At 69.0% G+C, this 19,526-nt stretch carries 18 protein-coding genes and 2 pseudogenes; 10 read left to right on the top strand and 10 right to left on the bottom strand.

The genetic code is table 11. The annotated features are described in order from the left end of the window. Positions 1 to 129: 129 nt before the first annotated feature. The 5 genes from ACFY0P_RS46755 to ACFY0P_RS46735 form a co-directional block, all read right to left on the bottom strand. The gene (locus tag ACFY0P_RS46755) at positions 130 to 582 is read right to left on the bottom strand and encodes a DUF5994 family protein (RefSeq protein WP_388928507.1); all 453 of its coding nucleotides are present in this window, start codon (positions 580 to 582) and stop codon (positions 130 to 132) included. 262 nt (positions 583 to 844) lie between these two features. Beyond that, complete coding sequence (locus ACFY0P_RS46750; protein WP_388928505.1) at positions 845 to 1,816, bottom strand: STAS domain-containing protein; 972 nt, start codon at positions 1,814 to 1,816, stop codon at positions 845 to 847. 306 nt (positions 1,817 to 2,122) lie between these two features. Continuing rightward, positions 2,123 to 2,392 carry a hypothetical protein gene (locus tag ACFY0P_RS46745; RefSeq protein ID WP_388928503.1) on the bottom strand — a complete coding sequence of 90 codons (270 nt, stop codon included), beginning with the start codon at positions 2,390 to 2,392 and terminating at the stop codon, positions 2,123 to 2,125. A gap of 88 nt (positions 2,393 to 2,480) precedes the next feature. Further along, the gene (locus ACFY0P_RS46740; RefSeq protein ID WP_388928555.1) at positions 2,481 to 2,726 is read right to left on the bottom strand and encodes a hypothetical protein; all 246 of its coding nucleotides are present in this window, start codon (positions 2,724 to 2,726) and stop codon (positions 2,481 to 2,483) included. Positions 2,727 to 2,949: 223 nt separating this feature from the next. Beyond that, positions 2,950 to 3,498 carry a DUF5994 family protein gene (locus ACFY0P_RS46735; protein ID WP_388928501.1) on the bottom strand — a complete coding sequence of 183 codons (549 nt, stop codon included), beginning with the start codon at positions 3,496 to 3,498 and terminating at the stop codon, positions 2,950 to 2,952. Between the two features lie 486 nt (positions 3,499 to 3,984). Here ACFY0P_RS46735 and ACFY0P_RS46730 point away from each other — a divergent pair, with 486 nt between their 5' ends. The 6 genes and pseudogenes from ACFY0P_RS46730 to ACFY0P_RS46705 all read left to right on the top strand — a co-directional run. Further along, positions 3,985 to 4,959, top strand: a complete 975-nt coding sequence (locus ACFY0P_RS46730; protein ID WP_388928499.1) for a magnesium transporter CorA family protein — start codon at positions 3,985 to 3,987, stop codon at positions 4,957 to 4,959. 310 nt (positions 4,960 to 5,269) lie between these two features. Further along, on the top strand, positions 5,270 to 6,061 hold the full coding sequence (locus ACFY0P_RS46725; RefSeq protein WP_388928497.1) for a phosphotransferase enzyme family protein: 792 nt from the start codon (positions 5,270 to 5,272) through the stop codon (positions 6,059 to 6,061). 62 nt (positions 6,062 to 6,123) lie between these two features. Then, positions 6,124 to 8,001, top strand: coding sequence for an ATP-binding cassette domain-containing protein (locus ACFY0P_RS46720; protein WP_388928495.1), 1,878 nt, complete (start codon positions 6,124 to 6,126; stop codon positions 7,999 to 8,001). Positions 8,002 to 8,624: 623 nt separating this feature from the next. Beyond that, positions 8,625 to 10,100: a glycosyltransferase family 39 protein gene (locus ACFY0P_RS46715; RefSeq protein ID WP_388928493.1), complete on the top strand. Its 1,476-nt coding sequence runs from the start codon at positions 8,625 to 8,627 to the stop codon at positions 10,098 to 10,100. Positions 10,101 to 10,541: 441 nt separating this feature from the next. Continuing rightward, on the top strand, positions 10,542 to 11,522 hold the full coding sequence (locus tag ACFY0P_RS46710; RefSeq protein ID WP_388928491.1) for a PQQ-binding-like beta-propeller repeat protein: 981 nt from the start codon (positions 10,542 to 10,544) through the stop codon (positions 11,520 to 11,522). A gap of 425 nt (positions 11,523 to 11,947) precedes the next feature. Next, positions 11,948 to 12,605: pseudogene (locus ACFY0P_RS46705) on the top strand (transposase family protein); the annotation flags it as partial. Between the two features lie 35 nt (positions 12,606 to 12,640). On the opposite strand, the gene ACFY0P_RS46700 reads toward ACFY0P_RS46705, so the two are convergent. Then, complete coding sequence (locus ACFY0P_RS46700) at positions 12,641 to 13,111, bottom strand: GNAT family N-acetyltransferase (protein ID WP_388928489.1); 471 nt, start codon at positions 13,109 to 13,111, stop codon at positions 12,641 to 12,643. Positions 13,112 to 13,275: 164 nt separating this feature from the next. Further along, positions 13,276 to 13,854, bottom strand: a complete 579-nt coding sequence (locus ACFY0P_RS46695) for a chloramphenicol phosphotransferase CPT family protein (protein ID WP_388928487.1) — start codon at positions 13,852 to 13,854, stop codon at positions 13,276 to 13,278. Between the two features lie 239 nt (positions 13,855 to 14,093). Between ACFY0P_RS46695 and ACFY0P_RS46690 the strand changes: the two are divergent. Further along, positions 14,094 to 15,162, top strand: a pseudogene (locus ACFY0P_RS46690) (IS701 family transposase); the annotation flags it as partial. 234 nt (positions 15,163 to 15,396) lie between these two features. Here ACFY0P_RS46690 and ACFY0P_RS46685 read toward each other — a convergent pair. After that, positions 15,397 to 15,801, bottom strand: coding sequence for a type II toxin-antitoxin system PemK/MazF family toxin (locus tag ACFY0P_RS46685; RefSeq protein WP_388928485.1), 405 nt, complete (start codon positions 15,799 to 15,801; stop codon positions 15,397 to 15,399). A 421-nt stretch (positions 15,802 to 16,222) separates the two neighbouring features. On the opposite strand from ACFY0P_RS46685, the gene ACFY0P_RS46680 reads away from it, so the two are divergent. Beyond that, positions 16,223 to 16,453, top strand: a complete 231-nt coding sequence (locus ACFY0P_RS46680) for a hypothetical protein (RefSeq protein WP_388928483.1) — start codon at positions 16,223 to 16,225, stop codon at positions 16,451 to 16,453. A 134-nt stretch (positions 16,454 to 16,587) separates the two neighbouring features. On the opposite strand, the gene ACFY0P_RS46675 is transcribed toward ACFY0P_RS46680, so the two are convergent. Next, on the bottom strand, positions 16,588 to 17,373 hold the full coding sequence (locus tag ACFY0P_RS46675) for an amidohydrolase family protein (RefSeq protein WP_388928481.1): 786 nt from the start codon (positions 17,371 to 17,373) through the stop codon (positions 16,588 to 16,590). 107 nt (positions 17,374 to 17,480) lie between these two features. On the opposite strand from ACFY0P_RS46675, the gene ACFY0P_RS46670 reads away from it, so the two are divergent. Continuing rightward, entirely contained in the window at positions 17,481 to 17,834 is a 354-nt protein-coding gene (locus tag ACFY0P_RS46670; protein WP_388928479.1) for a MerR family transcriptional regulator, read from the top strand. A gap of 44 nt (positions 17,835 to 17,878) precedes the next feature. Here the strand turns inward: ACFY0P_RS46670 and ACFY0P_RS46665 are convergent, their stop codons facing one another. Next, on the bottom strand, positions 17,879 to 18,256 hold the full coding sequence (locus ACFY0P_RS46665; protein ID WP_388928477.1) for a MerR family transcriptional regulator: 378 nt from the start codon (positions 18,254 to 18,256) through the stop codon (positions 17,879 to 17,881). 75 nt (positions 18,257 to 18,331) lie between these two features. Here ACFY0P_RS46665 and ACFY0P_RS46660 point away from each other — a divergent pair, with 75 nt between their 5' ends. Next, positions 18,332 to 19,060, top strand: a complete 729-nt coding sequence (locus ACFY0P_RS46660; protein WP_388928475.1) for an SDR family oxidoreductase — start codon at positions 18,332 to 18,334, stop codon at positions 19,058 to 19,060. The last annotated feature ends 466 nt before the right edge of the window (positions 19,061 to 19,526 follow it).

Here is a 19,526-nt window from a genome sequence, read left to right as displayed (position 1 = left end):
GCCATGATCCGCACGTATCGGTTGCGGCGGGGTGGGACGACGAAGAGATTGCTCGTGCCATCGCTCCACCAGGGGACGTCGACGACCGAAGCGGCCGGCCGGTCACTTGGGCCCGACGGCATCAGGCCCTCACCTGAGTCCAGGGCCTCCTTCCGACTCCCATGTGGCTTCTCCGTCGAGGCCGTTCTCGGCGAGTGCCAGGATGCGCGGCGCCGACAGCGGGTTCTCGGGGTCGGCGGCGGCGGTCAGCAGCCGGCTGGCCGCTCCGGCCGGCTCGTCGGGTGGGATCACCAGCAGCTCCCAGCGACCCACCGTGCCGCAGTCCAGGGTGATGGCATGCGCTTCGGCGGCGAGGCCGGTCAGGGACACCTCGATCACGTGGCCGGGCGCCAGCACCGTCTGCGGGGCATCGGGCCAGGACGCGGTGTCCACGGTGACGCGGATGAGGGTTCCGACAGCCGGGTCCAATGAGCCGACCAGCGCGGGCAACTCCAGTTCCAGCGCGTCGCAGCGCGGCCACCACGCTCCGTCCAGCGGGCCGTGGCTGACATCCGGCGTGACACTCAGCCGGGGCAAAGGCATCCGATAGCTATGTGCGTCACCTGGTGACGTACCCTCGGCGGGCTTGCTGACAGCGTCCATCGTGCAATCCCCGTCCCGGGCGGCCTGCGGCTGCCCGCGTCTGTCACTCGCCGGGAACGGCTCCGCCGTGGTCGCGCGGCCGAATAGCTCTCGGTGCACATCAGCCTACTCCGGCCACGGCAGACGGTGCGGCGCTCAACCGTCGTGCAGGTGGCAAGCGGCTCGGCCGTCCCGGCTGCCGGCGCATCGTCCCTGTGCTTGATCACCGGCTCGCCGGGGACGGCCTTTCCACGGGCAGTATCAGCACGCACGGGGCGACCGGGCCGGGCAGCCCGACGATCTCTCCGAGGTTCCGCCAGCCCCAGGACTCGAGGGCGGCTTGTCCGGCCTGGTCGAACGGATGGAGCAGGGCGACTCCCATGGCTGCATGCCGGTCGGTGAGCAGGCGCTGCTGCAGGCGGCGGGCGATGTCGCGGTACTGAAGGTGCGGATGGGCGACGACCTGAGTGAGTACGACGAATCGTGCGCAGGCGGTGAGCCGTTGGATGCTCTCCTGCAGCGTTCGGTCGAGCCCTCTGCGGCCGGGGCCGTCAGGGCCCACCGGAAATCCGAAGGAGCAACCGACCAGCACCGTCGTCTCGGCGACCAACAGGGCGAAGCCGGGACGGTGGGCACTGACCGCCAGGCGGTGCACGAAGCCCCCACGGTCGTGGAACGCCTCACCGGGGGTGCCCGCGACGGACGCCATGGCCAGGTCCGCGATGTCCTCCCGCACCCCCTCGACCTGCCAACGGGTCAGCCGGCGCAGACGGATCCCGTCCTCGAGGGCCGGCTGATCCGGCCCACGAGCGGGTTCATCAGGCGTCCGCGTCCCGGTACGCATGAGGTCGCCGACCAGCCCCGGTGGCGCGGGACTCGTGGGGGGCGCGAGGAGCAAAGTGGATCCGGTGGCGGAGAGGAGCCGGGTGATCTGTGCGCACGGGTGGTGCAGTTGCAGGGAGGCGTGCACCCGGCCGGCGCGGTGGGACGCCCCCAGGAAGACGTCCAGGCCCTTGGAGTCGCAGGAGTTGACCGTGGTCAGGTCGATGTCGATGATGGTGACTCCGTCGCGCAGACACTGCTCCAGTGCGGCCCGCAGCAGCGGCACCGTTGCCGGTCCGATCGTACCGGCGAGCGTGACGAGCGCCTGCTCCCCGCGGTTCCGCCGGTGGATGTCCAGCCGGGAAAGGACCATCACGCCTCTCCTCGGCAGGGGCACAGGCCAGCAAGGGCGCGCGGAGCGAGCGCGGCTATGGTGAACGTGCGCAAAGTTGCTTCGACCGCGGCGCCCATGATCGCGACCCGTCTCCGCACCGACCGCTCGGACGGCCCGGGGTTGATCTCTAGCCGAGGACGACCTCAGCGTGGCAGCTGGAGTGCGTGACGCCCTCAGTACCTCCACCGTACGCCGCCCGCAGCCCGCCTCGACGTGCCGCGAGCACCTCGTCACGGCCCCCACCACGCAGGAAACCAAATTCACGCACAGCACCTCCGCGCCGCGTCAGCCCCGCGCCTCCTGGGCCTCCATGAACTGAATCCCCTTGTGCGTCAGTGTGACCATCGCGGGTGTGTTTCCGCGTGCCCAGTCGACCTCGATCAGCCCTTCGACCGCCAAGTACGTGCAGGCCGCCGCCAGGTCCTCCGCGGGCATGGCGAGATCGTGGCACAGCTTCACCCCGGTGGTGCCGAGGAGGCGATTACCTTCCATGGCCTCATACAGAGTCTGCATGATCGCCTCGCGGTAGTGCTTCCGCTCTTGGAGTGTCGCCATGGCTGCCTGCCTTTCGTGCCGGCACCTCCGCACAACGTCTGACCTTCCTTGGCCTCCGTCGAGGGCCTTCGCCTCGGATTTCGTCCGGCTAAGTGTGATCGCCCGAGGAGGACCGGCTGGTCACCAGCCAGGAGCGCGCCGGCTCTGCCATGCGCGTGGTGTCCACCGTGAGGTGGAGACATGTTCCGCCGTCGGCGCCCGCTGGGTAGCTGCGCTGTTCGGTGGCGTCGAAGCAACGGCGGAGGACCTCCGCGACATGGCGAGCCGCCTCCGGGGTCGCGGCGAGGATCCGGACCTGCGCGTGCCCGGTCGGCGGCCGTTCCGGTGACTTCATGGTGCCCTCTTGGTCCTCACGGAGTGTGGCGCCGCCAGGGGGCCCACTCGAGGCGGCCGCCCCCGGGCTCTTCCGGTTCCGCCGACCGATTCCCGGTAGGGCGTCGCTGTAGTGGAAACCACCGATCCTTTCGGCATGCTGAGCGTTGAGCCGGTGGATCACGAACATTCCCGCGCTGATCACGACGATGAGCACGGCGATCATGACGACTGTCTCCACGTCCTCACCTCCTCGGGTCGGAACTCAAGAGCCCAGCCGCCGAAGCGGCTCCGCCGTCGGTCTCCCATTCCTCTTCCCGGCTCCGGACCTCTGCCGCGTTGCGGCTCATGGCCTCGTCGGCCATCAGACCGCTGGCGGTGCAGAGGCTTCCCGGAACGGCTGCTGCCGCCATCAGCCGGGCGGCGGCGGTCGGCTCCGTCTCCGGTGGGATCACCAGCAGGTCCAGGCGGCCCACCGTGTAGGAGAGGAGGATCAGTTTGTTCGGGTCCTGCTCGGCGGCGAACCAGCCGATGTGCACGATGTGCCCGGTGACAGGCACCTTGTGCGGGATGACGGGCCAGTGGGCTGGGTTCACGATAACGCGAGTGATTCGGCCCCAGCGCGCGTCCAGCGCGTCCGTCAGGCCGGGGATCTCCCGGAGGAGATCGCGGGAGCGGGGCCACCAGGCACCGTCCAGGAGACCTGGAGCCGAGGCCGGCGGGGTCAGGGACAGCCGGGTCGGCGCTGAGGACAGCCGCTCTTCGGTGATCGCATGGTCGATGGTCGCAGTCATGACGCGGACCTGTCCCCGGGGCTGGTCTTCGACGTCCCGGTGTTGTTGCTCGCCAGAAACGACACCGACATGGCGGCCGGTGTGCGAAGTACTCCCGGTGCTTTCACTCTACGCCGTTGCGAGGTCCCCAGACGTGTATGTGACCAGGCATTTTCCCGAGAGGGCGCTGTCCGGAGCCGCTGGTGAGCGGCGCCGGCGCGGCCCGTGCCGCGATGGCCAGGGCTCTGCGGACCGGCACCGTCATCCAGACCGAACAGATCCCGGCCGACTCCAGCAGTCATCAGCCACACAGGGGCCCACGAAAGCCCCTCGGACGGGCCGGGAACACCACACGCCCAGGGAATGACGTCTGGAGGTACGGCGCCCGTAGTGTCCTCCCGCTGGGAGGCGCCGATTTCAAGGCAGCCGAGGCCGTGCCGCCCGTGGGGGTGGATGTCCGGTAGCGATGCCCGCCTTTGTTCCACTGGTGCCGTTAGGGTGCGCGACATGGCCCGTACTCGGCTGTACCGCGACGGCATCCTGGTCGAGGAGGACTTCCCGGTCCGGGACATCTCCCGGCACCTGGCGGATCCGTCCTCGACCGTGTGGCTGGACCTGCGTCGGCCGACCCGCGCCGAGTTCACGGAGGTCGGCGAGGAACTCGGGCTCCACGAGCTTGCTCTTGAGGACGCGCTGCACGAGGGACAGCGGGCGAAACTCGACAGCTACCGCACCCACCACTTCCTCAGCGTCTACGCTGTGGCCGTCGACCCGGACGACGCCGCACTGACGATGAGGGAGCTCGCGGTCATCCTCACGCCGCAGGCGCTGATCACCGTCTGCAAGGACGTCGAGTTCGCCCTCGACGAGGTGGTCGCCCGCTGGGACCGTACCCCGGCTCTCGCGGCACACGGGGTCGCCTTCCTGTTGCACGGACTGCTCGACCATGTCGTCGACGGGCACTTCGCCGCGGTGCAACAGCTCGAGGAGCGTATCGAGGAACTGGACGATCTGCTTTTCGCCGAAAGCAGTCGGCAGATCCAGACCGTTCAGCGCCGTTCCCACGCCCTGCGGAAATCACTGGTTCGGCTTCGTCGCGTCGTGCTGCCCATGCGGGAGGTCGTCAACGCCCTCATGCGCCCCGACCTCAAGGTCGTCGACGGCCCCCTGCTGCCGTACTACCGCGATGTGTACGACCACGTGCTGCGTGCCAGTGAGTGGACGGAGTCACTGCGCGACCTGGTGGCCTCGGCGATGGAGACCAACCTTTCCGTGCAGGCCAACGCGATGAACCTGGTCATGAAGAAGGTGACGAGTTGGGCCGCGATCATCGCCGTGCCCACGGCCATCACCGGCTTCTACGGCCAGAACCTCCCCTACCCCGGCTTCGCACACCAGTGGGGGTTCATCGTCTCCAGCGCCGTTATCGCCGTTGCCTCTCTCATGCTGTATTTCGCTTTCAAACACTGGGACTGGCTCTGACCGCACACGCTCCTGCGCGCTCGTCGGCAGATGAACCACCACCAGGGAGCGTCTGCGTCCACAACGCCGGCCGCCCCCAGATGGCCGCCGCCTACCGTGTGCCGCGGAAGGAGTCCTCGGAGCGCGACCCCGGTATGCGAAGCGGATCTGAGGCGGTCAGCTCAGGGAATCCGATAAGGCGGTCGCGATCACCTTGGATCACAGCAGGCGGGGCGAGGGGTGAGGCAGCGTGCGGACCTTGGCCGTTGCGGCATCCTGTCCCGTGAGCGCGGCGTTCCTCAGGGCGAGCAGGTTGAGGGCGGTGGCGTAGGTGTGGAGCCGGGGAGCTTCCCGGAACCGGCAGTGCCCTTGCCTCGGTGCGGCAAGTGGTCAATGGTCTACGGCAAACCCTGTCCACAACCTCGCCCTGCGCCATGCGGTCCCCGCCCTCGGCGCCGGCCGCACGCCGCAGCTGCGCGCCTCCAACGCGGACCACCTGGCCCTGGTCCTGACCTCGGTCCCTGGACGGCCACTCAAGCAGCAGCCGCTGACACCCGCCGAGGAAATCCGCGCCCACCGGCAAGCCGGCGCCCTGCTGGCCCGCCTCCACACAGCCGGTGACCTGTCCGGCCCCCGGCGTGCCGAGGCCGAGCAGCCGCTGCAGGCTGTGGCGGACGGCGCCGACACCCACCTGTGGGAGGCCGGGGACCGGGTGAGTGCGGCGGGGCAGAAGCTGGTGCGCGAGCTGGCCGATCAGCTTCGCGGCCTTCCTCCACTGCCGCTCGCCTTCATCCACGGCGACGCCTGGGAACGCAACCTTCTGTGGTCGAAGGACCTGGGACAGGCCGGGTGGATCGACTTCGAGCGGCCCCGGTTCGCGGCCGCGGTGCAGGACCTCGTGCCGATGGCCTGCGGAACCTGGACAGATCGGCCCCATCTGCGGACCGCGTGCCTGCAGGGCTACGGCCGTGACCTCATGCCCGAGGAGCAGCACGCGCTGAGGTGCCAGGCAGCGCTGGACGCGGTGAGCTGCCTGATCTGGGGGCCGAAGCTCGACGACCCCCAGATCACCGCGCGCGGGCGGCGCACCCTGCACGGGCTCCTCGAGGAGGTGTTCGCGTGACGGCGCCACACGAGAAGACGGCCCAGGCGGAAACAGGCGAGGGGGATGCGTCCGATGCGGCAGTGTCCGTTCCCGCGGCCCGGCCGGGGGTTCCGCAGCCGTCCGCGCCGCCGGAGCTCGACTACAACGGGCGCAAGCACCGGCGGGCGATGGACGACGCCACCTTGTGGGACATGGCCCGCCGCATCCCGGCCGCGCTGACCCAGACAGCCCGACTGGCGTGGCGGGTCGACCGGCGCATGGCCCTCACGATCGTCGGGTGCCAGCTGCTGTCCGGCATCGGCACGGCCGTGATGCTCGGCGCCGTCGCTCAGGCCCTGCCGCAGCTCATGGTCGCCGATCCCCGTGCGGGCCTTGCCCGCGCGTGGCCGGCGCTGACCGTCGCTGTCGTGGCGATGGCCACGGGCGCAGCCATGTGGATCCTCGCGGACTGGGCGACCCGGCGCCTGAATCCGAAGATCGCCTCAGCCGTGGATCTGGAGCTCGTCGATCTCCACATGCGGGCCGAACTCGCCGCGTACGACGCGGAGGGCTTCGGCGACCGGAGCCAGGCAGCGGAGATCGGCGCGCTGCGCGCCGTCGACCTCGCCGACGACGCCAAGACCCTCACCAACGGGCTTGTCCAGCTCGCCTCGGCGGCCGCGGTGCTCACCTCCCTGCACCCGCTGCTGCTCGGTGTGCTGCTGCTGTCCGTCGTCCCCCGGGGGCTGGGCGGTGTGATCACCGCGCGGGTCGACTACCGAGTCCACGACCGGACGATCTCCGCCCGCAATGTCCGCGGGATGATGCGCTGGTGGCTGACGACGGCCGAGCTCGCCGACGAGCTGAGGGCCAACACGATGCGCGGCTACCTGCATTTCTGGTACCGGGCGATGTGTGACCGCGTCGAAGGACGCGAGCTGGAAGGGGCGAAGCCCTACCTGCGGATCACGCTGCTCGCCGCTTCGCTGGGCGGCCTGTTCACGCTCGGCATGTGGGCCTCGCTCGCCGGGCTGGTGCTCGCGGGCTCCATGTCGACGGCGATCGCCGGCACCGCTGTCGTCGCCTCCCAGAGCGCCGGCCGCGCCCTGAACTCGATCATCCGGTACAGCACGGTCATGTTCCACCACGGCCTCTACCTCTCCGACTACTACGACTTCACCGACGAGGTCCGTGCCATGACCACGACCCGGGGCACCGCCCAAGCCAGGGCCCCGCAGCAGATCCGGATGGAGAGCGCCTCCTACACCTATCCGGGCAAGGAGACCGCGGCCGTCCACTCGATCACCCTCACGCTGAACCGCGGCGAGGTCGTCGCCCTGGTCGGGGAGAACGGCGCCGGCAAGTCAACGCTGATCCGCATGCTCACCGGGCTGACCGTGCCCACCGACGGCACGGTGCTGTGGGACGACACCGATCTGGCCGGTGCCGACGCGGAGACGGTTTGGCGGCACGTGGGCCTGGTCCCGCAGAAGAACGGGCACTGGCCACTCGCCGCCCGGGAGAACATCACCCTGGGCCAGCCCCGGGAGCACGGCGACGAGCAGATCTGGGACGCGGCAGAGCGGGTCGGCATGACCAAGGCCCTGCGTGAGCTGCCCGATCAGCTGGAGACGCTGCTCGCCCGGTCCGTGTGGGGCGGCCACGAGCTGTCCGGCGGCCAATGGCAGCGACTGGCGTGCGCGAGGGCGATGTACCGGCAGCCGGCCGTGCTCGTCCTGGACGAGCCGACCAGCGAGATGGATGCCCGTGGCGAGCACCAGATCTTTCGTGAACTGCGGGCGATGGCCCCGGACCGGATCACTGTGGTGGTCACACACCGGCTCGACAACGTACGTATGGCGGACCGGGTCATCGTCCTTGACCAGGGCACCGTCCGGGAACAGGGTTCCTTTGATGATCTCGTGGCGACCGAGGGAAGTCTGCTCGGCGAGCTGTACGCCCTAGCCCAGGACCGCTGACTGGCGGCCACCCACAGCGGGCGCGGGGCCGCGCAAGCCGGCGCGGCCCTGCTTCTCCCTCCGGCGCCGCCTACGCCTGCACCGATGACTGGTCCGAGGGCTCATCGCCACGCCCATTCAGCCGCCCGTGCCCGACGTCGCACCGGTGGAGGGCGGCGCTGGCTGTCACGTTCCTGAGACGACGCAGTCCTCCAGTTCCGCGGCTCCTCGGCGTTTCTGGCATGGTCGAGAGCCGCTTGTGCCTCCTGTTGATGCGGACAGGCTCGGGGCCGGGGCTGCCGTCGTGGCGGGGCTGGCACGGCTGCACCCTCACCGGCGCACGGTCGGCACGGCCAGCGTGTCGGCCCGGGGCTCCACCGCAACCTGGACGGACCCTTCACCACGTGGTGCGCGGACGCGGCTCCGGCACACCGACGACCGCACCGCCTCCGCCGTGACGGTCACGAACACCCCACCTACCCAACCTCGCTGCCCCTCCCCGGTACCGCCGCTTCATCGACGACGGCGACACGCGAGGCAACAAGCCCGCCGGCCGAGCGGCACCGAGCAACAATTGACATTGCGTCATACCACTTACGCCATACGGCTTCCGTACCCGTGCGGTGCGCGGCTACGGTCGCGCCGTGACGGACACCGGCCCGCAGCGTCATGCGTTCGCCCGGCTCCCGGTCGGGGTGGTGGCATTCGCGGTGATGGCGGTGCTGCTGATGACCGCCTCGCGATACGGCTATCACCGGGACGAGTTGTACTTCCGGGTGCTGGGCCGCCATCCCGCGTGGGGGTACGTCGACCAGCCGCCCGCCACTCCGCTGCTCACCCGCGCGTCGATCGCCCTGTTCGGGGACACCGTACGCGGGCTCCGGGTCCCGGCGATCCTGGCGGCGGGCGCGGTGGCGTACCTGTGCGCGCTGGTCGCCCGGGAGACCGGCGGCGGGCCCGGCGCCCAGACGCTGGCGGCCGCGGCCTCCTCGGGGACGCTCGTACTGACCTTCGGTCACCTGTTCGTGACCACATCGCTGGACATGGTCGTGTGGCTGGCCGTCGCGTTGTTCGCCCTCCGGGCTCTGCTGCGTGACCGGCCGAGGTGGTGGCTCGCCGTCGGCGCGGTGGTCGGCGTGGGTCTGTACAACAAGCTGCTGGTTCTGCTGCTCCTGGCCGCGCTGGCCGCCGGCCTGCTCGCGGTCGGACCGCGCCGGGTGCTGTTCTCGCGGTGGCCGTGGGCGGGGATGGGGCTGGCCGTGCTGATCGGCGTACCGAACCTCGTCTACCAGGTCACCCACCACTTCCCGGTGCTGACCATGGCCGGCGCACTCCGCACGGACAAGGGCGCGCTGGGCGGCGTGCTGAACATCCCGTTCCTCTTCCTGACGGTCGGCCCGCCCCTGTCGTACATAGCCGTGGCGGGCCTGTTCCGGGTGCTGCGCGATCCGGTGCTGCGACCCGTGCGCGCCTTCGGTGCCGGATACCTGCTGCTGCTGGTGCTGCTCTGCGCCGTCGCCGCACAGCCCTACTACGCCATGGGCCTGGTGCTGACCCTGCATGCCGTGGGTTCCGTGCCGGTGGCGCGAGCGCTGGCCGAGCGGCGGCACAGCCGGGTGCTGTTCGCGCTGCTCCTCGGCCTCAACCTGGCGACCTCGGTGGCGTTCGCCCTGCCGGTGCTCTCTCTCCACAGCCAGCAGAGCCTGCGTCTCGCCGACGCCAACCAGGGCCTCGGGGACGAGATCGGCTGGCCACGCTATGTCTCCCAGATCGCCGCCGTCTACCGCCCGGGCGCGATCATCATCACCGGCAACTACGGCGAGTACGGCGCCCTCGACCGTTACGGCGCCGCCTACGGCATTCCCTCGCAGGCGCTCTACAGCGGCCAGAACGCCCTGCGCAACCTGGGCACCCCGCCCGACTCCGCCCGTACCGCCGTCGTCGTCGGCTACGACGACCGGGCCTGGCTGTCCGCCCAGTTCGCCGACTGCCGTATCGAAGGCCGGCTGGACAGCGGCTACCGCATCGACGGCGAGGAACAGCAACGCGCCGTCTACCTCTGCCACGCCCCGGTGAAGCCGTGGCACACGCTGTGGCACCGCTTCCTCCACTACGACTGACCGGACCGGCACCGCTTTCAGGTCACTCCGGCGGACCTGCGTGCACGGCAGTCGCGCCACCGGGTGACCACCCACAGCACGTTGACTCCGCCCAGGGTGACCGGCACCGCAACCGAGTCGGCGGTGAGATCGCATGAGAAGCGGCGGCTGCCATGATCGCGCACTGCGGTTCAAGTACCGTCTCCGCACCCGCCGTTCGGGGCGGCCTCTCCGAAAGCAACCTGGTCATCTTCGGTGCGTGCGGCTGGGAGGACGCGTGCGACTTGTCAGCCCGTGACGAGGGAAGACCTCTACTGACCAAAAACGTCGGACACAAGGCGTGCAATGACGAACAGAAAGCGCCTCCGGCGCAGAAACTGGCGCCCGGAGCAAGGGATACGGCTGCGCGTGCCGAGACCGTCGGCGGGCACGGCGGGGTCTGGCATCACAGGAACCGGAACCGTGCGCTGGCGGGTGCACGTCGGAAGCGTCTACTCGGCGCCGTGCGTCGCCGAGGGGACCGTCTATGTCGCCGGCAACGGGCTGTGGGCCATCGACACGGCTGACGGCACCGTTCGGTGGACCCGGCCCGACGCGGGGTTCATGAGCGCGCCCGCCGTGGTCGACGATACCGTCTACGTCGCGGGCCAGGACCGGTTCTTCGCCCTGGACGCCGCCGACGGCCGCACCCGCTGGCGCCGCCGGATGGACTGGTGGTCCTATACCCCGCCCGCGGTAGGCGGCGGCCTGGTCCACTTCGTCAACGGCAGCCGGTACCTCCGTACCCTCGACGCGGCAAGCGGGCGTCGCCGCTGGCGGAGGAAGTACCGTCGCGCCGGCTGGAACCACTCCGCCCCCGTGCTCGCCGACGGCACCCTCTACGCGGTCGACGAGCGAGGCACGATCCGGGCCTTCGACCCGGCCACCGGCAGGATCCGCTGGCAGCAGTCCACCTTCGCCCTTGAGTCCCGTACCCCACTCGTGCACGACGGCAGCCTTTATCTGGCAGACGGACTCGGCCATGACGTGTTCGCCCTCGACGCCGCCACCGGCGAGCACCGATGGCAGGCGTGGCCCGACGTCCAGAGCGTCAGCAGCATCGCGACCACGCCCGCGATCCACGGCAACACTCTGTACGTCGGCTCCCAGGATCACCGCCTCTACGCACTCGACGCGACCACCGGCAAAACCCGATGGCACGTCGTCACGGGCGGCTGCGTCGGCTCCTCCCCGGCGGTGGCGGACGAAACGGTGTACTTCGGCAGCGACGACGGTCATCTGTGGGCAGTGAGAGCGGAGAACGGCCGGGTCCGCTGGAAGGTACAGACCGGCGGACGGGTGGAGAGCCCTGTCGTCGCGGACGGCGTGGTCTACGTCGGCACCCGGGACGGATACCTGTACGCCATAGACGCGGTGCCGGCACCAGGAGCGGTGTCGTCATAGAGCACACAGAGCTCAGACCCGAAGAAACATGGGTTGATGAAGAAGTCCGCGGAGAAGTCGAACTGCTTCCAATCTCGTGCAGAGAAGTCGGAGCAGCTTCGAGACGGAAGTCGGGCGCCCCGACCTCACCGAAACCACCGAGTCCGGCGAAGAGATCAAGGAGAAGATGCTTCGTCTTCGGTGCTCCGCGAAGTTCTCGACTTCACTTCTGAGTTCGTAAAGGATTCTGCAACACAGATCCCGGACACGTTCAACGCCTTGTCGGCGCCATTCGGAATCGACTTCCCGCCGCCGTACACATCTGGCTCCCACACACCACATGCGGCATTGTCGCAGGTAGATGGCTTGCAACCGCGGTGATTGGACCACTTGAGGGCCCAGGGGTTGCCCCGTAACTGGTAGGGGCGGTTGGTGCGTTGGCTGAGCTGGGTGGGGTGATCTCAGCGGATGATCCGAAGTGGATCGAGACTTTCTCCGGGCTGGCCGAGGTGCAGTTCGCCAGACTGGTGGCGTTGGTACGGCGTCGGGGCGGTGATGTGCGGCGCGGTCGTCCCTGGCGGCTGTCGCTGAAGGACAGGGTGTTGCTGGTGGCGACGTACTGGCGCGCAAACCTCACGTCGCGGCAGGTGGCGCCGTTGTTCGGGGTCTCGAAGTCGGCGGCCGACCGCATCGTCGATCACCTGGCGCCCGTGCTGGCCATCTCACCGGGCCGCCGGCCGCGCAAGGACACGGTCTACATCGTCGACGGCACTCTGGCCCACCCGCGACCGCAGCGTGGCCGCCTCCAGCAAGAACTATCGGTACTCGACCAACCTGCAGGTCGTGATTGATGCCAACAGTCGCCCGGTGGTGGCGATCGGCCTGGCGTGGCCCGGCAGCCGCAACGACTGCCGGGCGTTCACGGAGTCCGGCGTCGACCGGGCCTGCCGCGGTGCCCCGGTCATCGCCGACGGCGGCTACCAGGGCGCCGGACTGCTCATCCCGCACTGCAAACGACGAGGTCAGACGCACCTCAGCCCGCAACAGGAAGCGGAGAACGCCGTCCACCGCCGGGCCCGAGCGCGCGTGGAACATAACCTCGCGTTGGCCAGTTGAGCAGCCTGCGTCGGCTGTCTGGCTCAACTCAGCGTCATGTGCACGAGATCAATCTCGTGCTCCCGAGCACGGGCAAAGCACCGGCTGTGCCCGGTTATGACGAAGCCGCACTTTTGCAGTACACGAATGGATCCAGCGTTGTCAGCAGCGGCGTCGGCGTGCAGTGGACGGCTGCCCTCCAGCTTGATCAGCTCAGCGAGCGCCCTGGATGCGATGCCTCGACCCCAGTGAGTTCGCCCGACGACATAGGTGACCTCACGCTCGGAGGGTGAACCGAATACTGCGGCATGCCCGACTACGACGCCGTCGGCGACAACGGTTCGCACGATGACTGCCGGATCGGACCGCACTTTGGCCCAGTGCTGGTCGAAGTGGCGGCGGTCGTAGTGGTACTTCCTGGTCACGGCTGCCATCTGCTGCAGTTCGGGGTCCGTCAACTGTTCCCAGAAGACGGGCAGGTCGCTGTCCTGAAGTTCGCGCAGGGATATCTCCATGAGTGAGGTGTCAGCCTCCGCAAGATCGTCACGAAAGGGGTCGGCTCAGCCTAGGACCAGCTCCCACTTGCGGAACAACCTTTAATACTCCAGCCGTAGATGTGGATCTTCACCCGGTGCTCGGGCGCCGGCCACGAGTGAACCAACGGCCGAGTCGGCATGCCTTACCCCGTCAGCGGTTCCCGGCCGTCAGTCAGGTGGCGTCGGCGGAGGCGGGTGAAGGCGGTGGGGCTGGGGCGGTGCGGGAGAAACTCCTTGATCTGCAGTGCGCATTCACGTGGGCTTGCCGAGCTGGTGTCGCACTCCAGGTCGTAGTCACCGTGGACGTGGACCAGGTCGTACTGGTGCGCCGCGAGGCCAGGCGGGCGGTCGCCCCGGGCCAGTTCGCGGCGGGCCAGCTCGTCCAACGGGCAGCGGACACCGACGAACAGCACGTCCTCAGGCCGCAGCACCGTCAGGCAGTCGAGCAGCCGCCACGGCTCGCTCAGCACATGGTCGACCACGATGTCGTTGCCCGCCTCCGCCATGGCCGCAATCGAGCGGTGGAAGCCCATCCTGGTCCGCCGTAGCGCGGCATCGAGTTCCTCCGCCCCGAGCTCCCGCTTACTGCGCATCGCGTTGAAGGCGTCGACTGCCAGGTGGAAGAAGACGCCGTCGTCCAGGATGTCTAGAAGCTCCCGTGCGATGCTCGACTTCCCTGAGCTGGAGGTGCCGTTGAGGAAGATGATCCGACCGGATGCCATATCGGCATGATCACATGGTGCCGACGCCGCGCTCAGGAGATCTCCAGCGGATGTCGGCGACCAGCGGCTTTCGCAAGAGACCCCGATCCTCACATGGAATGTGATCGAGTCGGTGGGACCTGGTGCGGAGACGGCTGCGGCCACTGGTGATCATCGTGAGGTGTGTGGACTGACGATGAAGCAGTGGCCGCAGGTCAGAGCGCAGTGCCTGCCGCTGGCGGGCGACGTTCGAGGGCCTGATGGAGCGGATCGCGGGACAATTCTGCCGGGTCGAACCCCCGGCTTCGCGCCAGGCAGTTGGTGCTCCGAATTGTTGGCGGACCTGCCGCGCAAGAACTGCTGGACGATCGCCGAGCACGCCGGGGACGCCACCCCGACGGCCTGCAGCACCTGCGCGGCCGCGCCAAATGGGACGCCGACCTCGTCCGGGACGACCTGCGGGCGTTCGTGCTGGAGCACGTGGCCGACGACCAGGCCGTGCTGGTGATGGACGAGACTGGCGATCTGAAGAAGGGCACCCGCACCGTCGGCGTCCAGCGCCAGTACACCGGCACCGCCGGGCGGATCGAGAACGCCAGGTCGCCGTCTACCTCACCTACGCCTCCCGCCACGGACACGCCGTTGTCGATCGCGCGCTCTACCTGCCCAAGTCCTGGACGAGCGACCTGGACCGCTGCGGAGAGGCCACTGTCCCCGACGACGTCGGCTTCGCCACCAAGGCGCAGCTCGCCCGACAGATGATCGAGCCACCCTGGACACGGGAGTTGCGGCCGCATGGGCGGCCGGCGACGAGGTCTATGGCGACAACCCGCACCTGCGCGCCGCCCTGGAGCGGCGGCAGCTCGGCTACGTGCTCGCGGTCTCCAGCACCCACCGCGTCCCCACCCCGGTCGGAGGACAGCGCGCCGACCACCTGGCCAAGAAGACCCCAAGCGGGCTGACAGAAACTGTCCGCCGGACGCGGTGCGAAGGGGCACCGCTGGTACGACTGGGCCCAGATCGCCATCACCGCCCCGGCCTTGGCCGCCATCAGCACCTGTTGATCCGCCGCAACCGTCGCACCGGCGGACTCGCCTACTACCGCTGCTATGCGCCCCGCCCGGTGCCGCTGTCCACCATCGTCAAGGTCGCCGGAAACCGCTCGACGGTGGAGGAGACGTTCCAGAACTCGAAGACCCTGGCCGGGCTGGACGAGCACCAGGTCCGCCGCTGGGACTCCGGCACCGCTGGGTCACCCTGGCCCTGCTCTCCCACGCCTTCCTCGCGGTCACGGCCGCCCACGAACGCCGCGACCAAGCCCTGGCCGACGCAGCCACTACCGACGCCAGGCCGCCCTTCAACTATGAAGATCACGTCTACGGCTGGAGTACCAGCACATCTTGATTGACTGCTCCGGGGTGTCTTCCCCCCGGCCGCCGATGGTCGGTACTCCAGCCGTAGATCGTGATCTCGGTGGTGAGGGGCGCCGAGGCAGCAGGTGGCCAGTGTCGATCATCTCGCCCGAGATCGCCCACGCCGTCCGGGCGTCGGCTCCTTCTCCGTCTACCCGAGTTCACCGAGACGGAGGGCATCCCTCATCTCGCTGAGCTTCGCGGTCGTGGCCGGGGTCCGCTCCTGCGCTTGTTCAGCGAGTCGGAGGGCGTCGTCAATCTCGCTGAGCTTCACGGAGGACAGGACGGCCGCCCGCTCTATCAGGTCGTCCCGGGACACAGTGGTCAGCCACGTGCACGGGGTGAAGCCTGGACGCGGGAACGCGAGCCGCAGCACGCCTTCGAACGGCAGTCCTTCACCGGCGCCGACCGTCACTTCGATACCCAGACCGCTGATGTCGATGCCCGCCGGAGCGACGACCTGCATCACCCGGATCCCGGACGTGTCGTCTCCCGACAGCAGTACGACCAACCTCCGCTCGTCGAACTGGACCCACCAGACTTCACCACGTTGCACAAGTCCTCCAGACACATGACGGCAGACAGACGCTGCGCGACCCTGACGCGTTGTGGAGACGGGTGCGGCCACCGTTGATCATCGGTGTGTGAAGACTGAAGATCATGCGGTGGCCGCAGGTCACAGCGTAGACCCTGCCCGCTGGCAGGAGGCGTTCGAGGGCCTGACGGCCCGGATCGCGGGCCGGTTCGCACAGGTCGAACCCCGACGTCGATTCGGGCGGTTGGTGCTCGGGCTGCTGTCGGACCTGCCGCGCAAAAACTGCTGGCTGAGGCAGGAAGGAACACCCTGTGCTCGGCTCCGGCCTGCAACCTGAGACACCGCCCTGAGTCGCTGCACCGGCGCGATCTCGGTTCGTCACCTGTACGTGGCCGGACTGAGCGCGCCCGCTCTGTCCGACCTTGTCGAAAGGATGGGACGGATGGACGAGGTCAGGATCGGTGTGCTGGCGCTGTTCGGTTTTCTCAGCATCGCTCTCACTCATGGCGGTGGCGTCGGCGGTGACGCGGCCGGCGCTCATGCTGCTGCGTGCCTGGAGTCAGCCGGGGTGCGCGGTTACCGGAAAACGGTGCTGTCGGGCGCGACGGCAGCCCACGGGTGGCTGCGGCCCGCTGGCACGCCGCCGGGAGTTCTGCTGTCCGACACCGGGTGATCGTCTGCTGGGGCGGCAATGCTCCGGGGGTCGAGGGGCGCTGGATCCGGCCGTGAGACTTGGCTCTGATCCACTTGGTGTGGTCCGGTCGCAGAGCGTCACGGTGGGCTCTATCAGTGAGGAGTGGGTGCTGTTCAGAGTCCAAGCAGCTCGGCGAGGGTGTCGCCGAGTACGCGGTCGCGCAGTGTTCCCGGACGAGTGACGCGTTCGACGGTCAGGCGGGAGAGAACCGGGTCGCCGTATGGGGCGTCCGAGCCGAAGAGCGTGCGGTCGGGTACTTCGTTGATCGCCAGTCGGACTGCGAAGATGATGTTGGCTGTGGACAGCTCGAGGAACATGTTCGGGGTGTCCCGTACCGCCTCGATTGCGGTCAGCCAGTGCTGGCCGCCGAGTTGGCTGATCACCAGGGGAACGGTCGGATAGCGGAGCGCGAGGCCGACCATGGTGGTCAGGTCGCCCTCGGTGGCCGGTGCGGCTCCGTGCACGACCACCGGGAGCCGCCCGTGATCGGCCGCTGCGCGCAGGACCGGCTCGATCCGGCTGGCCTGGCCGGGGGGTGGGGTCAGCTCACCGATGCCGTGGAAGCCCCGGCCGACGACGTCTCGTTCGACATCCACGGCGATCTGCTCGGCGGGCAGATCGAGCCTGACGGAACGGAAGCCGATGAATCGGTCAGGATGTGCTGCGAGAGCGGCGTCGAGTTCCTGCCACGCGGTCTGGTAACCGTCGAGGGCATTGGCGCGGCCACCGACCGCACCGGCCAGTACGTTCATCTCGCGTCGCAACGAGGCCAGGTCGCTGGCCCGTTCAGGATGTGGCCGGGTGGCGAACACCACAGCGCGATCCACGCCTGCTTCATCCAGCAGGGCAACTTGGCTGTGTAGAGGGTCGTGGACATGACTGTGCGCATCGATGATCACGGGGCTCTCCTGGTCATGGCAGCGACCTGGGGAAGTACGGCCGCGCGCCCAGTGTTGAACATTGACACCGTGGGAAGGTCAAGTGCACCGGAGAGACAAGGGTACGGATGCTGATCGGGCAGTTGGCGAGGCGGACCGGCACGAGTGAGCGCCGGCTCCGCTACTACGAACGCGTCGGGCTGCTGACCCCGAGGCGGCAGGTCAACGGGTACCGCGACTACGACGACGATGCCGAGCAGACGGTCGCGCAGGTCCGCGCCCTGTTGGCTGCGGGACTACCAACCCAGGTGATCCGGCAGGTGCTGCCTTGCGCACTCGCCGACGGTTCACTGCGGCCGTGCCCGGGAGTAGTGGACACCCTCCGCACCCAGCTTGCCCGTCTTGATCAGCGCGCGGACGAACTGGCCCAGGCTCGACAGACGCTGCAACGGGCCATTGCGCTCGCCGAACGCGCCGGCTAATACCCCCGTCGTAGATCGCTGGTGCGACGTCCGACCGACCGCGCCTACGGGTGCGTGTCCGTGATAGCGATGACCTCGTCGAGGCGCTCCAGGGCGGCCTGCAGGTCGTCGACCTTGGCCTGGATGCGGTCGCGCTCGGCGCGCAGCATGGCTCGTTGCTCGGCGTCGGTGTGCCCGGTGTCCCAGCATGGAAGGAGTTCCGCGATCCTTCGGCTGGTCAGACCGGCGGCGAACATCTGCTGGAAGAAGCGCACCAAGGTAACGGTGTCCTGCCGGTAGAGGCGCTGGCCCGACGGGCTGCGCTCCGCGATGAGCAGCCCCTGCTGCTCGTAGTAGCGCACGGCGCGTACCGAGACGCCGGCGCCCCGTGCCACCTCGCCGATGCGGACCAGCCGCTCGGCCGCAGCCTCCGTGACGGTCATGGTGATTCCTTTCGCCCCGGTCCTGACGGCCAGCACTTGCCTCTGACGCCAGCGTCAGGTTTTAGCGTACCGGGCATGGACATCAACAACTCCGTCGCCCTTGTCACCGGAGCCAACCGCGGCCTGGGCCGCGCCTTCGCCCAGCGCCTGCTCGAACGGGGCGCCCACAAGGTCTACGCGACGGCCCGCCGACCGGAGACCGTGGACCTGCCCGGGGTCGAGGTACTGCCCCTCGACATCGCTGATCCCGCATCCGTGAGGGCCGCCGCCGCGGCCGCCCCGGACGTCTCGCTGCTCATCAACAACGCGGGAATCAGTACGGGGACCGACCTGGTGACCGGTTCGCTGGACGCGGTGCGGCACGAGCTGGAGACCAACATGTTCGGCCACCTGGGAATGATCCGGGAGTTCGCGCCGGCGCTCGCCAGGAACGGCGGGGGCGCGATCGTCAACGTCCTCTCCGCCATGTCGTGGTTCGGGGGCAAGGGCGCCAATGCCTACCACCTGACCAAGGCCGCCGCCTGGGCCATGACCAACGGCGTCCGTCTGGAGCTCGCCGAGCAGGGCACGCTCGTCACAGCGGTACACCTCGGCCTGGCCGACACCGACATGGCGGCGGGCTGGCCGGTGGACAAGATCGCTCCGTCGGACCTGGCCGACGCGGCGCTCGACGGTGTCGAGGCGGGCTCCGCCGAGGTCCTCGCCGACCAATGGAGTCGGGACGTCAAGTCCCGGCTGCCGCTGACGCCGGAAGAGTTCAACGCCGCGATGGACCGCGCCCTGGCGGCGCTGATGGCGGCCTGAGGGGCCCTCGGGCCGCGCTGACTTCGGTCGGTTGCTTCTTACGGTCGGTCAAGAGCAAGCCGATGAAGTCAGCCCCGGCGTCTACCGGGTACGCAGCGGGCAGGCACGCGACCGATCAGGATCCGTGCACGTCTGACGCACCGCCCGCGAACTGCAGCCCACAGCACGGCGCCGAGTCGAACCGCGGCTACAGGACCGCCGCGCGTCCGGCAACACGCTCTGTCGTCGGCCTCAGACCGGCAGTCCGCAGGGCGTCGCGTGCACGCTGGAGCCGCTCCCGCCGACGACCTGGGCCGTCTACCGGGGACCTGTCTCGGGCTGTGCCGTCCCTACGGCTCCGCCCGCCCGAAGCCGAGCGAGCGGAGCAGCAGCAAGGCCCACCGGCACAACGGTGAGAGGCAGGCTCCGTCATCTCCCCGTATCCGGTGCGGGCGGCGCCGCCAGCGCCCACGGCACTCCCGAGGGT

Source organism: Streptomyces sp. NPDC001714, assembly GCF_042892755.1.
Lineage (GTDB): Bacteria > Actinomycetota > Actinomycetes > Streptomycetales > Streptomycetaceae > Streptomyces.
Note: the sequence above shows the minus strand (reverse complement) of the source record. Positions and strands in the feature narration are given on the sequence as shown.

Coding starts and splice junctions, on each gene's coding strand:
- ACFY0P_RS46755 (WP_388928507.1), bottom strand. CDS start 582: ATGCCTTTGCCCCGGCTGAGTGTCACGCCGGATGTCAGCCACGGCCCG.
- ACFY0P_RS46750 (WP_388928505.1), bottom strand. CDS start 1,816: ATGGTCCTTTCCCGGCTGGACATCCACCGGCGGAACCGCGGGGAGCAG.
- ACFY0P_RS46745 (WP_388928503.1), bottom strand. CDS start 2,392: ATGGCGACACTCCAAGAGCGGAAGCACTACCGCGAGGCGATCATGCAG.
- ACFY0P_RS46740 (WP_388928555.1), bottom strand. CDS start 2,726: ATGAAGTCACCGGAACGGCCGCCGACCGGGCACGCGCAGGTCCGGATC.
- ACFY0P_RS46735 (WP_388928501.1), bottom strand. CDS start 3,498: ATGACTGCGACCATCGACCATGCGATCACCGAAGAGCGGCTGTCCTCA.
- ACFY0P_RS46730 (WP_388928499.1), top strand. CDS start 3,985: ATGGCCCGTACTCGGCTGTACCGCGACGGCATCCTGGTCGAGGAGGAC.
- ACFY0P_RS46700 (WP_388928489.1), bottom strand. CDS start 13,111: ATGGAGATATCCCTGCGCGAACTTCAGGACAGCGACCTGCCCGTCTTC.
- ACFY0P_RS46695 (WP_388928487.1), bottom strand. CDS start 13,854: ATGGCATCCGGTCGGATCATCTTCCTCAACGGCACCTCCAGCTCAGGG.
- ACFY0P_RS46680 (WP_388928483.1), top strand. CDS start 16,223: ATGGACGAGGTCAGGATCGGTGTGCTGGCGCTGTTCGGTTTTCTCAGC.
- ACFY0P_RS46670 (WP_388928479.1), top strand. CDS start 17,481: ATGCTGATCGGGCAGTTGGCGAGGCGGACCGGCACGAGTGAGCGCCGG.
- ACFY0P_RS46665 (WP_388928477.1), bottom strand. CDS start 18,256: ATGACCGTCACGGAGGCTGCGGCCGAGCGGCTGGTCCGCATCGGCGAG.
- ACFY0P_RS46660 (WP_388928475.1), top strand. CDS start 18,332: ATGGACATCAACAACTCCGTCGCCCTTGTCACCGGAGCCAACCGCGGC.